Genomic DNA, 13,870 nt, shown 5'->3' with positions numbered 1-13,870 from the left:
CCGATCAGGCCTCTACAGGTGACTGCGGGGTGTCGGGGTCCAGTTGCCGACGGCGGAACTGTCCAGGTGGCTGGCCGTGGATCTGGCGAAAACGTCGGGAGAAATAAGCTTCATCCGCAAAACCACACAGCCTCGCCACCTCGCCCACTGGCCGGGTTCCATTGAGCAGGTAATTGCGCGCCGCGTGCATTCTGCGTTCCAGCACCAGCTCGGTGAAGGTCTTGCCGATTTCCTTGCGCAGCCAGTGCGTGAGATAGGTCGGTGACAGATAGGTCGCCGCCGCGACCTTGATCAGATTGAGATCGGGGTCGGCAATGTTCTTGCGCAGATACTCGAACATCCGGCTCAGTGCATCCCGTCGACTGGCCTGTGCTGCGTTTTCTTCCGCCAGGCGCTTGAGCGGTTCGGCATACAGGACGCACACCTTGCCCACCAGTTGCAGCAGCAATCCCTTGAGCACTTCGCGTGTACCGAACTGACGATTCTCGTCCAGCCTGCGCATCTGTTCGATCAGGCCACAGACCTCGTTGAAATCCTCATTCCCCAGAATGAAATCCAGATGTTCCTGAAAGCGGAACGGCGACAGTTCGGGCGCCAGGAGAATCGATACCTCCTCCAGATCCATCGGGTCGCACTGCAAATGCGGCAACAGAAAGGTCTGGGAAAAGTTGATCACCATGAAATTGCTGTCCGCCGGATGCGGAATCACGTGCACGCGGTGCGGCAGGATGAATGCCAGTGCGTTACGCGGAAATGGTCGAACCGCATTGCCAATGTGCTGCACCGTGTCGCCGCCGAGGTTGATCTGGATCTGGAAGTATTCGTGTCGATGCGGGCTGGTCTCGGCGCGGCGACCTTTTTTGTCACGAATATAGAAATCCATCATCTCGCTGCGTTGCTGCATGACGTAGGTGGGCACACGGCATTGTGACGTCATTTGTTGAGCATCCTCGACAGGTACTTGGGCAGGTTTTCCTGGCGTTGCCGAGTAATCGGCGTGGTTCATCTTGAAGGTTCGTCGCCGACCCTTCAAGCAGTCATACGATGACACCAGACTCAGTGTTTTTTCTACACCGCCACTGCCAATGATCACTGTCCAAAAAACGCGACCGCAAAGTCATTGTTTTTTCCGTTTAAAAACAGTCGGATAGAAAACAAACCAGAGAGCATCCGGAAAATTCACTGTGTGGATTTTTTGGACAGGTTTATCCGACGCGCCCTTCTCCGGAAAAAATGATCTAACACCCTGATTGATTTCGAGAGGTTGTACGACCACTGTATTTCCCACGCCCAACCTCTTTCAAAAACAACAGAAGGTGCGCACGTCATGAATCCGCTATTGCTCCCCGCCGCCCCTCCCCATCCTTTACCGACGATGCCAGCCGGAAGACGTCCCTGAACGTCTGACCCTGGCCGTTTGTGCCAATCGTTTCAACTTCGATTGCCTTGCCTGCGGACAGCGGGCAACGGCGTCGGCTGTCCGCAAACAACTCGACACTTCTAACAATAACGAGGTCCACTCATGTCGAATTCGCACACCTCTCAAACCACCGCGCCCCCCTTGATTGCCGCCGACAGGGACGCCGTGTCATCCCGGCGACTGCCGACGCGGCGACGCTGGTTCATGCTCTCGCTGCTGCTGATTGCGACGATCATCAATTACATCGACCGGGTGAACATCTCGATCGCCGCCCCGTTCATGGCCAAGGACCTGGGCCTGGACAAGATCGAAATGGGGCTGATCTTCTCTGCCTTTGCCTGGACCTACGCACTCGCTCTGGTGCCGGCCGGATTTATCGCCGACCGTTTCGGTTCGCGCTTCACCTACGGGGTTTCACTGATCAGTTGGTCGACCGTCACGGTGTTTCAAGGCTTCGCCACGGGATTCGCTTCGCTGTTCGGTCTGCGCCTGGCCGTCGGGGCGATGGAAGCGCCGGCATTTCCGGCCAACAGCCGTGCGGTGACCGTGTGGTTCCCGGCGCGGGAACGGGGCCTTGCCAGCAGCATTTACGTCTGCGGGCAGTACCTGGGAACGGCACTGTTTACCGGTGCCCTGCTGTGGCTGGCCACAACCTTTGACTGGCGCCATGTCTTCTACAGCACCGGCGCGCTCGGCATCGTCTTCGGTGTGCTGTGGCTGTATCTGTATCGCGATCCGCTGAACTGCAAGAAGGTCAGCAAAGAGGAGTTGAAATACATCGAGGCCGGTGGCGGACTGGTCAAGAGCAGCCAGGAACGCACTCGTTTCAACTGGCGGCAGATCGCCGAGCTGTTCAGCTACCGTCAGGTCTGGGCCATTTGCATCGGCAAGTTCGCCAGCACCTCGGCGCTGTACTTCTTCCTCACCTGGTTCCCGACCTATCTGATTGAAGAACGCCATCTGACCACGATCAAGGCCGGGATCTTTGCCGTGATGCCCTTCGTGGGCGCAACGGTCGGCATCCTGCTCGCCGGCATCGTGTCCGACCTGTTGATCCGTCGTGGTTATTCAATGTCTTTCGCCCGGAAATTGCCGCTGGTAGTCGGGTCGATGCTGGGCATGTCGATCGTGCTGGTGAACTTCACCGACTCGAACGTCATCTGCATCGCCGTGCTGACCATTGCCTTTTTCGCTCAGGGCATCGCGTCGTCCTCGTGGGCGGCGGTGTCGGAGGTGGCGCCCAAGGAACTGATCGGGCTGACCGGCGGGATCACCAGCCTGGCCGCCAACATCGGCGGCATTGTGACCCCGATCGTGATCGGCGCCATCGTCCACGCCACCGGCTCGTTCGCCTGGGCGTTCTGGTTCATCGGTGCCGTGGCGCTGATCGGCACCCTCTCCTACTCATTGCTGCTCGGTCGCCTGTACCGCATCGAGTTGAAAACGCGCTGAAGCCAGAACAACTGTTTTCTCCAATTGGAGGCGGCTTTCGTCCAACTTCGCCAGCGATTGCCGCCGTACGCTGCACTCTCACACAGGACTTCCAGCAGGATGAACATGACCGAATACGTCTTTACCCCGGATCTGCCAGTGACCTTGCCAATTGTCGGCAGCGAGCAACGCTTTCCCGTCGGACGCGTCTTTTGCGTCGGCCGCAACTACCCGTGGCCGGACACCCTGGGCCAGCCGCGCCAGCCACCGGTGTTCTTCATGAAACCGGCCAGCAGTGTCGTCGACGCTGCCGGCGAAGTGATCTTCCCGTCGCTGACCGAAGAGTTCGCCCATGAAATCGAGCTGGTCGTGGCCATCGGCGAAGGCGGCGCGCAGATCCCCGAGAGCCAGGCGCTGGCCTATGTCTGGGGCTACGCCGCCGGCCTGGATCTGACCCGTCGTGACGTACAGCGCCTGGCCAAGCGCGACGGTTTGCCATGGGAAGGTGCCAAGGTGTTTGACGGCGCCGCACCGATGACCGCCATTGTGCCGGTCACTCGGACCGGCCGGCTCGAAGGGGAATTATGGTTGAGCGTGAACGGTGAAGAACGCCAGCGCGATCGTCTCGACAGCCAGATCTGGTCGGTGAGTGAAGTCATCAGCCGTATCTCGCAATCCGTAACACTCAAGGCCGGCGACCTGATCATGACCGGCAGCCCCGCCGGCGTCGATGTCTTGCAACCCGGCGACGTCATCAGCGCCGGGATCGACGGCATTGGCCAACTCGAAATGCGCGTCGGCCCACGGCCTTGAGTCTGTCCTTAAGTGATTGGAAAAAAGGAGAACAACAAGATGTCTGACACTCAATCCTTGAAAGTTGCCCTGGTGACCGGCGCCGGCAGCGGGATCGGCCGTTCGGTTGCACTGGGCCTGCTGGCCGACGGATACACCCTGGTGCTGGCCGGGCGCCGGCCCGAACCCTTGCAGGCGTTGGTCGATCTGGCGGCCAGCGAAGGCCGCGAAGCCCTGGCGGTGCCTACCGATGTACGCGACCCCGCCAGTGTCGATCAGCTGTTTGCAACCATTGCCGAAGTCTACGGACGCCTGGACGTGGTCTTCAACAACGCCGGGGTCAATGCCCCCGCCGTACCGCTGGATGAGCTGACGTTCGAGCAGTGGCGAAACGTGATCGACACCAACCTCAACGGGGTTTTTCTCTGCGCCCGTGGCGCGTTCGGGCTCATGCGCCGGCAACAGCCCCAAGGCGGACGCATCATCAACAACGGTTCGATTTCGGCACACACCCCGCGTCCTTTCAGCAGCGCGTACACCGCAAGCAAACACGCGGTGCTGGGGCTGACCAAGTCACTGGCGCTGGATGGTCGGGAATTCAATATCGCCTGCAGCCAGATCGACATCGGCAATGCCTTGACCGAAATGTCGGTGCGCATGACCAAAGGCGTGCGCCAGGCCAACGGCAGCATCGCCGTGGAGCCGATGGTCGACGTCAAGCATGTCGCCGACGCCGTGCGCTACATCGCCGGTCTGCCCCTGTCGGCCAACGTCCTGAACATGACCGTCATGGCCACTGCCATGCCGTTTGCCGGCCGTGGTTGAGCCGGCTTTTTTATTGCGTAAGTGAGGTTTACATGAAGCCAGAAGTCTTGCAGCTCAGCCCGATCCTGATTCCGCAAATCAATGCCCGTCTCGGCGAACTGTTCACGATCAGGCGTTATTTCGAGCAGGCCGACAAAGCGGCGTATTTGCAGGAACACGGCGCCAACATTCGCGGCGTGATCACCGGTGGCCACACGGGCATCAGCCAGGCGCTGATGGCGCAACTGCCCAAACTGGAAGTGGTGGCGGTCAACGGTGTCGGCACCGATGCGGTTGATCTGGCCTACGCCCGGGATCGCGGAATTCGCGTGACGGCGACCATCGGCGCACTGACCGAAGACGTGGCCGACCTGGCCATCGGTTTGCTGATCGCCGTGTGTCGCGGGCTGTGTACCAGTGACCGTTACGTTCGTTCGGGCCAGTGGCCGCAAAGCCCGACGCCACTGGCACCGCTGCCTTTGGCGCGGCAAGTGTCCGGCATGCGGATCGGCATCGTGGGCATGGGCCGGGTCGGCCGAGCGGTCGCCACCCGGGCAGCCGCGTTTGGCTGTCCGATCAGTTACACCGACCTGCAACCGATGAGCGATGTCAGCCACACCTTCATCGCCGACCTCAAGCAACTGGCCCGCGACAGTGATGCGCTGATTCTAGCGGCGGCCGCCGACAAGGCCGAGGCCATCATCGATGCCTCGGTGCTGCAGGCCCTGGGCAAGGGCGGCTACCTGATCAACGTGGCGCGCGGCAAACTGGTCAATGAAACCGATCTGGTGGCGGCCCTGACGGCCGGTGAGATCGCGGGTGCGGCGCTGGATGTTTTCGTCGATGAGCCCAATGTACCTGAAGCCTTGTTTGCCCAGGAACAGGTGGTGCTGCAACCACACCGCGCCAGCGCGACCCTGCAGACCCGCACCCGCATGGGCGAGATGGTTGTGGCGAGCCTGGTGGACAGTTTTGCCGGAAAGACTCCGCAAGGGTGCGTGACCGGCTGAGCCTTACAGTCATCGGGGGCCGCAGCCCCCGATGACAGATTCCAGACCCCGACTACAACGTGTAAGAAATGCCGACCTGCACCGTTCTCGGTGCCCCCGGATAGGCGTAGACGTTACCGAATGCACCCTCGTCATAGTCACGGTCAAACAGGTTCTTCAGGTCGAGGTTGAGGCGTACCTTGTCATTGACCTTGTAGTAGCTGAGCAGGTCGACAACGGTATAGCTCCCCATCGAGAACGCGGTGTTCGCCGTTTGACCGGCGCGCTCATCGACATATTTGAGGCCTGTTCCCAGACCCAGACCACTGAGGGCACCGTCCTGGAACTCATAGACATTGAGCAGGCTGAAGCTGTTTTTCGGGATGTTCATCAGTCGCGTGCCGGAGCGGATCACGTTGTCCTTGGTCACCTCGGCATCGACGTAGGCGTACCCCCCGATGACACGCCACTCGGGGGTCAGGTTGCCGGCGACATTGAGGTCAAACCCTCGGCTGCGCACTTCCCCGGCAGCCACGCTGAAAGTCGAGTCCACCGGGTCAGTGGTCAGGACATTGCGCTTTTCAATCTGATAGATCGCCGCGTCAACGCTCAACTGATGATCCAGCGCTTCCCATTTGACGCCCATCTCCCAGGACTTGCCTTTCTCCGGTTCAAAGCCCCCGCCCTGTCGGCTCGCGCCGGTATTGGGCTTGAAGGAACGCGCGGTGTCCGCGTAGACCGCGAGGGTGTCGGTCAGGTCGTAGGTCACACCGACGCGGGGCGTGACGGCATTGTCGCTGGCCTGCCAGTTTTTGCCGCCGGGCACGTAGGTTTCGTAGTCGTGTTCGAAGCGTTCGAAACGTGCGCCGGCCAGGACTTTCAGCCGATCGGTCAGGGCCACCTGATCCTGTACGAACGCGGCGTAGGTCTTGAGATTTTCCTTGTCGTGGGTCGGGGTGCGCGTCAGTGCCGGACGGGGCTGCCCATACACCGGATTGAAGATATCGATCGGATAGGCACTCACCGCGCCGCTGGAGCGCTGGATGATCGACTGGTAGTCGTAATCTTCGTATTCGATACCGGTCAGCAATGTGTGCTGCAGGCCGCCGGTGGAGAAGTGACCGGTCAGGTTGAGTTGGGTGTCCTTGTCCGTCCACTCCAGCTTGCGGTAGTTGAAATTTCGTCCCAGGGTCCGGCCGTCGGCGGCAATGCCGTTGGCTTCAATGGCATTGCCCTGCAAGGTTCCGTCGAGCCACTGGAAGCCACCGCCAAGCGTCCAGTCTTCATTGAGCACATGCTCGAAGCGCAATTGCGCCATGTTGTTGTCGTTGTGCAACTTGCCGGCGTCCGGTTCACCGAAGAAGGTGTCGCGGGAGGCGGTGCCGATCTGCCGGGGATAACGCGTCGCGCCCCGGTCCAGCGGATGGTTGTTGCGCATGAAGTCACCCTCGAAGATCACTCGGGTGTCATCGCTGGCTTGCCAGGTCAGTACCGGGGTCACGCCGTAGCGTTCGGTTTCGACGTGATCGCGGAAGGTATCGCCGCCCTCGCCCAACACGTTCAGGCGATAGGCCAGACGCCCCTCTTCATCAAGCGGGCCGGAAGCATCCAGCGTACCCCGCCGCATGCCTTGGTCATTCAACTGGCTGCCGAGTGTGATCGTGCGCTCGGGCAACGGTTGTTTGGATACGACATTGAAAGTACCGCCCGGATCACCACGGCCGTAGAGCATGGTCGCCGGCCCGCGCAGGACTTCCAGACGCTCGATGGTGTTGGCATCCGGCATGTTCGGATAGCCGCGGTTGATCGGGAAACCATTACGGTAGAACTCGCCGGTGGTAAATCCGCGCACGGTGAACGTGGTCAGTCCCTGGCCGCCGAAATTGTTGGCTCGCCCTACTCCGCCCGCATAATCCAGTGCATCCTGCAGCCGAGTGGCGCCGATGTCTTCGACCGCATCTTTGGTGACGACGCTGATCGACTGCGGGGTTTCATGGATCGAGGTATCGGTTCGGGTGGCGCTGGCCGAACGGGTCGCGCGATATCCGTGTACCGGGCTGTCTGCCCTTTCGTAATCCGCGGTACCGACCACATCGGTTGCCTCCAGCTCCAGCACTGACGCCGTTGAATCGGATGGCTCGGCCCACGCAAAGGGAGACAACGTTTGCAACACACAGATGGACAGCAGAGTTCGACGCATGGGGGGAGAACCTTACAGATAGGCCAGAACGAAGGGGATAACTGCCAGCAAAACGCGGCGGATGGTATACCACCCGCCGCGCAATTGATAGGCATTCCCATTCGTTTGTGCGGCTGACTCTCGACCGCTTGCGTCTACTGCTTTCTCACACGCTCAGAAGGCGCTTCGTGGTCGCCATCGACGTACCCAACGATTGCCCCGTGCGTTGCAGTTTGTTCAGCAGACTGGCCCCCAGCCAAAGCTGATACAGGGTTTCAGCCAGTTGCCGAGCATCGCCCTCAGGCAAGCTTTTTTCGACCTGGCCCTGTTCGATGCACTCGCTGATGCGCGCCACCACTCGCTCTGCACCATCACGCAAGGTCAGGCGCATGGTTTCGGAAAGGTCAGCCACCTCGGCACTGAGTTTCACCACCAAGCATTCGTCGCCATGGCCTTCCAGAGTGCAGCGATCCTGCCAGCCCTGCCAGTAATCCATCAGCCGTTCGTGGGCGCTCAGGCCGGGCAGCGTCAGGCGTCGCTCCATGTCCGCCAGATAGTCGACGAAGTAATCCTCGAGCAAGGCGTGGCCGTACAGTTCCTTGGATTTGAAGTAGTGATAGAACGAACCCTTGGGCACGCCGGCGGTCTGCAGGATCTCGTTCAGGCCGACACTGGTGAAGCCTTTCTCGGCCATCATCCGGTGGCCGGTGTCGAGCAAATGTTGGCGGGTGTCGTCGTAGGTCGGTTTCATGGGGCACGAATTACCAGGCAATAGACCAGTCGTTTATCTCAAAGGAACGCGAGTTTGCCACACCTGCCCATGAAAAAGCTTCAGAGAAAAAAATTACTAGACGACTGGTCTAATTGGAAACTATGCTGCGCCCCGACAAACTTTTTCCCGGTGCCGATCCTGTGCGAATCCCTTGCTCATGAACGCTGCCAGACCAACCCAGGGTGCTCTATGAAAATCTTGATGGTTTTGACTTCCCACGATCAACTCGGCAACACCGGCAAGAAAACCGGCTTCTGGCTCGAAGAGTTCGCCGCCCCCTACTACGCCTTCAAGGACGCCGGTGCCGACATCACCCTGGTTTCTCCCGCTGGCGGCCAGCCGCCGCTTGATCCGAAGAGCGACGAGCCCGATGCTCAGACGGCTGAAACCGACCGTTTCCGCCAGGACCCCACCGCGCAGCAGGCACTGGCGAACACCGGTCGCCTGGCCGACGTCCGCGCCGAAGATTTCGATGCGGTGTTTTATCCAGGTGGCCATGGCCCGCTCTGGGACCTGGCCGAAGACAAGCATTCGATTGCCCTGATCGAAGCCTTCGCGCGCAGCAACAAGCCCCATGGCTTCGTCTGCCATGCGCCGGGGGTGCTGCGTCATGTCGTCGACGCAGACGGTAAACCGCTGATCCAGCACCGCGAAGTGACCGGTTTCACCAATTCCGAAGAAGCAGCCGTCGGTTTGACGGACGTAGTGCCGTTCCTGATCGAAGACGAGTTCCAGCGTCTTGGCGGCCGCTATTCCAAAGTTGCCGACTGGCAGGTTCATGTAGTGACTGATGGAAAACTGGTGACCGGCCAGAATCCTGCCAGCTCGGCAGCTGTCGCCGAAAAACTGCTGAAGCTGCTGGGCTGAAGCTTTCCGCTACATCCTCGAACAACTGATCCGGACACCGTGTGTGCGTTGCACGGTGTTCTTTTTTCGTCACTAGAATAGTCGACTGGTCTAATTAGGCCATGAACAAGGTATTTCCATGAACCACAGCAGTTTCTTTACACCCGTCACCTTGGGCCGCCACACCCTGAAAAACCGCATCGTCCTGCCACCCCTGACTCGTCAGCGCAGCACTCAACCGGACAATGTCGCCAATGAATTGATGGCCGAGTATTACCAGCAACGTGCCGGTGCCGGTTTGCTGGTGACTGAAGGCACCCAGATCGAACCCCGTGGCCAGGGTTACGCCTGGACTCCAGGCATTCATACTCCCGAACAAATCGCCGGGTGGCGCAAGGTCACCGAGGCTGTCCACGCCAGTGACGGCGTGATTTTCGCGCAGCTATGGCATGTCGGTCGCGTCTCCCATACTGCCCTGCAACCCAATGGTGACGCCCCGGTGTCGGCCTCCGCCATCGCCACCGACCGGGTCAGTGTGTTCATCGAAACCGCGCCCGGTGTGGGCGCTCTGGTTCCGCCATCCACACCGCGCGCACTGACCACCGAGGAAGTCCAGGAACTGGTTCAGCTCTACATCCAGGCGGCGCGCAATGCCATGGACGCCGGTTTCGACGGTATCGAACTGCATTGTGCCAATGGTTATCTGGTGAACCAGTTCATCTCAGCCCACAGCAATCTGCGCACCGATCAATACGGCGGTTCGCTGCATAACCGTCTGCGCTTTCTGCGCGAAGTGGTGGGCGGCGTCGCCGAATGCATCGGCAAGGAAAAGGTCGGCGTGCGCTTCGCGCCGCTGTTCTCCACCACCGATGAAGCGCGGACTTATCTGGGCATGGTCGAGGATGACCCGCACACCACCTACATCGAAGCGATCAAGGTGCTGCAGGACGTCGGCATTGCCTACCTGTCCATCGCCGAAGCCGACTGGGACAACGCGCCAGTGATGCCGGAAACCTTCCGTCGAGCGGTACGCGACACCTTCAGCGGCGCGATCATCTACGCGGGCCGCTACAACGCCGAAAGCGGTGCGCGGTTGCTTGAATCCGGACAGGCGGACCTCGTGGCTTTCGGTCGCCCGTTCATGGCCAACCCGGATCTGCCCGCGCGGATCGCCAATGGCTGGCCGCTGAACTCGCTGAACCCGGCCACGGTGTATGGCGGCCATGCCGAAGGCTATGTGGATTACCCGGTGTACGGAGAGTAGCTTTCGCTGGCGACACTTTTGGCGAGCTGATTGCGGCCCGCCCCTTTGGCTTGATACAGCGCCTGATCTGCCGCAGCGATCAGGCCTTGTACCGTGTCCAGTTGCGACCCGGTGGCGGCCGCGATGCCGATACTCACACTCACTCGGCCGAATGGACTGGTCCGGTGAGCGATAGGCTCTTGCGCCAATCGTTTCAGAATCATTTGCGCCACGACCGCTGCGCCGTCACTGTCGGTATCGGGCATGATCACCGCCATTTCTTCCCCTCCGTAACGCGCCACCAGGTCCGATGGCCTGCGCACGCAGGTCTCAAGCACCTTGGCCACCTGCTGCAGACAGGCGTCGCCGGCGACGTGCCCCTCGGCGTCGTTGAACAGTTTGAAATAGTCGAGATCAATCATCAGCAACGCCAACGAAGTTGCGTCACGCTTCGCCCGGCGCGCTTCCATCGCCAGGGTCTGATCGAAACATCGCCGATTGGCCAGGCCTGTCAGCGCATCCTTCATTGCCAACAGTTCAAGTTGCCGGTTCGTGCCGAGCAACTGTTGTTGGGTATCGCGCAACTCTCCTTCTACCTGCGTCCGGCGACGAATATCCAGGATCAGGAACCAGCCAATGACGCCGGTGAGCCCCAGCAATGTGGTAACCACACCGATCGACAACAACGCTTCAAACCGCCACGCCGCCAGGGCTTCGCGCTTACCGAGCGCAACCGTAGTGATCAGCGGCAGCGTTTCACTCTTGCGAAAGGCATAGAGCCGTTCCACGCCGTCGAGACTGGACGTGAAGGATGCAGTGCCAACCGATTTGTCCACCAGGTACTTCGCATAGATCGGCGAATTGGAGAAGTTGCGCCCCATGTCCTGTTCACGGAAAGGGTAACGGACCAGCAGCGTGCCATCGGTGTAGGACAAGCCAATGGCGCCCTCCTGCCCAATATCGAGCTGGCCGAACAGACGCAGAAAGTTTTCCACCCCCAGGGTGACCGACACCACACCGGCAAACTCTCCGCGATCGTCATTGAAACGCCGGCTGATCGTGATCACCCACTCCTGATTCGAGCGACTGCGGATGGGCGGGCCGATGAAGGGTTCGCGAGATGGATCGTCACGGTGATGAATGAAGTAGGCACGGTCACTGCTGTTGGCACCGACAGGAATCGGTCGGTTGGATGACATCAACCAGTGACCTTTGTTGTCGTAGATAGTGATGCCACTGAGCTGCGGCATCAGCGGTCGCTGCCGGTTGATCAAAGTCTTGAGCCGTTCGATTTGCGCTGGGCCACTGCCTTCGGTTTCCAGACGTTCGACGAGTCCGAGCAGAAGCAGCGAGCTCTGCCGGACAATGCCTTCGGAATACGTCGCAAGTGCCTGCGTCAGGTTCAACCCGTGGACATTGACTTCATCCAGTGCTCGATCCCGAGAGCCCAGTATCTTCCAGATGGTCAGCGACGCCAGGGAACAGCCGATTACCAACAGCAAGAGCATTACAAGGTGAGTATCACGCTTCACTTCAGTACCTATGGAAAGTCCGGTTTCCGTCACCGCTATTATTTGATCGGGGCATTACATCGACCGCGCGTCCGCCGCGGTGCTGTTCTGGTTTTGCGCAAGAATCCGAAGTGTCTGGTCGACGGCAGGCGACGCGAGGGCATCCTGCCGTCCCTCTCTCGACTAGACGATTTTCAAAGCCTTGAGAATCACCAGCGTACTCTCGGCAAACGCTTGAGCCTGCGCGGTCAATTCGGCAAGGTTTTCTTCCGCGGTGGTCAGGGCCTTGCCGTCCTTGAGGAGACCTTCGCCCTGGCCGCCGATGATGCCCCATGCCAGTTGTGCCCATTCAGCCGGGTGTTTTTTGCCTTGTTTGATCGATATCAGGAACAACTGCTGGAAGCGACTGACCGTCACCCCACCTCCGGTCACCGGACTCGCCAGGGTCTGTATCTTGTGGCCATACAACGAACGCTTGCAAAGCTGCAGGTTGAGGGTATTGCAGCGGGCCTGCACCAGTTTTTCGGCTGCTTCGCTCTGACAGGGCGCCACGGCCCCCATGCCGATCAACACGTTGAGGGCCTGTTCCACATCGCCATAGGCCAGCGAGGGCAAAAGATCCAGCAAATGCCGCAAGGTCTTCGGCACATAGGCGTCATCCGCCAGTGCTGCGAGTACCGGGCCGTAAATCTCTGCCTGCAGCGTAGCTGCGCCTGCCGGACCGGTGACGTTGGCCGGCACGCTGTCGGCTGCCTGCAACAGGACGAAGCGCGTGCTGAGCATACGCTCGCGGTGCTCGGTAGCAGATAGTCTGTTGGCGCCGCGCACATAAAGATCCCGGCGGAAACTCTGGTTCACAAAATAGTCGCGCGCCTGCTCACGCATGACCGGGTGCTCAATGCCTTCCAGAAAGTCCATGCCTTCGGCGGTCAGGTTGAGCGGATCGACGGAGTCCAGCGGCACGGCTGTCGTGGCGTAATCGAGTTTGGCGGGCGCCAGGGCATCAACCACGTCGGTGAAATACATGCAGTTCCAATCGCGGTTGAAATACTCATGGGCGACGTACTGGCGATCCTGGCCCTTGATGCTCTGCAGCTTGGCGTCCAACCCTGGCGCCGAGTTGGCATATTTGGGATTTGCAGCCAGCAGCGCTTCTGAAAACTGCAGCGCAGCGTCGATACGTTGATCAGGACGTGCAGAGGCCTGACTGGCGAAGCGGTCGTGCAGGCTGAACAGTTGGCGCAAGGGTGCCTGGGGCGACCAGCCCGGGAAGCAGTTGTAGCTGACGTACAGCAGACCACCAGGATTGAGATGACGACGGGCGAATTCAACGATCAACTTGTGGTTATCGCGGCTGACCCAGGTCCAGATGCCATGCAGGCTGATACTGTCGAACTGAGGCAAATCATGACGGGCCAGCAACTGCTCGAAGCTGTCGTCATACAGTCGCGCATCGCTGCCCCAGTCGCTGGCCAGAGCAATGGCATGGGACGCCTGACCTGGGTGAAAGTCGGTGCCGACATAAGAGCCCGGATTACCCGCCGCATGGATGTTGATCGAAACACCCTGACCAAAACCAAGCTCACAGTGGTAGCCGTCGCTACTCTCCAGCGTGGCGAATCCGCGCAACAGCAGACAATAACGCTGGAAAACCGGATTGATTTCCCGGCTATAACTGTAGGTGTAGCCTTCGTCCGTGAAATATCCCTCGTTCCAGGCATTGCTCATGCGTGCACCCTTTTTCTTATATCGGAAGTGAAAGTCGCTCTTATACGGGGTAGCCATGGCGTATCACAAGAGGAAAGTGATCAGGCAAACGCCCTACTGGATAAACACCTGCAGCGTCGCTTCCTCAAGAATCTAAATCGAGAATTGGCCGAGCC

General features: G+C 59.8%; 11 protein-coding genes. 6 read left to right on the top strand and 5 right to left on the bottom strand.

The window, feature by feature from the left end; genetic code table 11:
* Nucleotides 1–4: 4 nt before the first annotated feature.
* Nucleotides 5–937: a helix-turn-helix transcriptional regulator gene (locus tag ACM6JM_RS06930; RefSeq protein ID WP_414881529.1), complete on the bottom strand. Its 933-nt coding sequence runs from the start codon at nt 935–937 to the stop codon at nt 5–7.
* A 585-nt stretch (nt 938–1,522) separates the two neighbouring features.
* Between ACM6JM_RS06930 and ACM6JM_RS06925 the strand changes: the two genes are divergently transcribed.
* The 4 genes from ACM6JM_RS06925 to ACM6JM_RS06910 all read left to right on the top strand — a co-directional run bounded on the left by ACM6JM_RS06925 (nt 1,523) and on the right by ACM6JM_RS06910 (nt 5,457).
* Complete coding sequence (locus tag ACM6JM_RS06925; RefSeq protein ID WP_064595597.1) at nt 1,523–2,872, top strand: MFS transporter; 1,350 nt, start codon at nt 1,523–1,525, stop codon at nt 2,870–2,872.
* A gap of 99 nt (nt 2,873–2,971) precedes the next feature.
* The gene (locus ACM6JM_RS06920; protein ID WP_039771001.1) at nt 2,972–3,664 is read left to right on the top strand and encodes a fumarylacetoacetate hydrolase family protein; all 693 of its coding nucleotides are present in this window, start codon (nt 2,972–2,974) and stop codon (nt 3,662–3,664) included.
* Nucleotides 3,665–3,703: 39 nt separating this feature from the next.
* On the top strand, nt 3,704–4,468 hold the full coding sequence (locus ACM6JM_RS06915; RefSeq protein ID WP_085610192.1) for an SDR family oxidoreductase: 765 nt from the start codon (nt 3,704–3,706) through the stop codon (nt 4,466–4,468).
* A 32-nt stretch (nt 4,469–4,500) separates the two neighbouring features.
* Nucleotides 4,501–5,457: a 2-hydroxyacid dehydrogenase gene (locus ACM6JM_RS06910; protein WP_011333660.1), complete on the top strand. Its 957-nt coding sequence runs from the start codon at nt 4,501–4,503 to the stop codon at nt 5,455–5,457.
* 52 nt (nt 5,458–5,509) lie between these two features.
* On the opposite strand, the gene ACM6JM_RS06905 is transcribed toward ACM6JM_RS06910, so the two are convergent.
* The gene (locus tag ACM6JM_RS06905; protein ID WP_414881528.1) at nt 5,510–7,636 is read right to left on the bottom strand and encodes a TonB-dependent siderophore receptor; all 2,127 of its coding nucleotides are present in this window, start codon (nt 7,634–7,636) and stop codon (nt 5,510–5,512) included.
* A 145-nt stretch (nt 7,637–7,781) separates the two neighbouring features.
* Nucleotides 7,782–8,366 carry a TetR/AcrR family transcriptional regulator gene (locus ACM6JM_RS06900; protein ID WP_414881527.1) on the bottom strand — a complete coding sequence of 195 codons (585 nt, stop codon included), beginning with the start codon at nt 8,364–8,366 and terminating at the stop codon, nt 7,782–7,784.
* A gap of 210 nt (nt 8,367–8,576) precedes the next feature.
* Between ACM6JM_RS06900 and ACM6JM_RS06895 the strand changes: the two genes are divergently transcribed.
* Nucleotides 8,577–9,254, top strand: coding sequence for a type 1 glutamine amidotransferase domain-containing protein (locus ACM6JM_RS06895; protein ID WP_163974773.1), 678 nt, complete (start codon nt 8,577–8,579; stop codon nt 9,252–9,254).
* A 118-nt stretch (nt 9,255–9,372) separates the two neighbouring features.
* Nucleotides 9,373–10,497, top strand: a complete 1,125-nt coding sequence (locus ACM6JM_RS06890; RefSeq protein ID WP_414881526.1) for an alkene reductase — start codon at nt 9,373–9,375, stop codon at nt 10,495–10,497.
* Here ACM6JM_RS06890 and ACM6JM_RS06885 read toward each other — a convergent pair.
* Both ACM6JM_RS06885 and ACM6JM_RS06880 read right to left on the bottom strand, forming a co-directional pair.
* Nucleotides 10,476–12,008, bottom strand: coding sequence for a diguanylate cyclase (locus tag ACM6JM_RS06885; protein WP_414881525.1), 1,533 nt, complete (start codon nt 12,006–12,008; stop codon nt 10,476–10,478). The genes ACM6JM_RS06890 and ACM6JM_RS06885 overlap by 22 nt on opposite strands.
* Before the next feature lie 162 nt (nt 12,009–12,170).
* The gene (locus tag ACM6JM_RS06880) at nt 12,171–13,715 is read right to left on the bottom strand and encodes a class I SAM-dependent methyltransferase (protein WP_074690700.1); all 1,545 of its coding nucleotides are present in this window, start codon (nt 13,713–13,715) and stop codon (nt 12,171–12,173) included.
* Nucleotides 13,716–13,870 lie beyond the last annotated feature (155 nt).

This window comes from Pseudomonas sp. IT-P2, from assembly GCF_949767575.1.
Classification (GTDB): Bacteria; Pseudomonadota; Gammaproteobacteria; order Pseudomonadales; family Pseudomonadaceae; genus Aquipseudomonas; species Aquipseudomonas pharyngis.
This window is presented reverse-complemented; position numbering and strand designations above follow the sequence as displayed.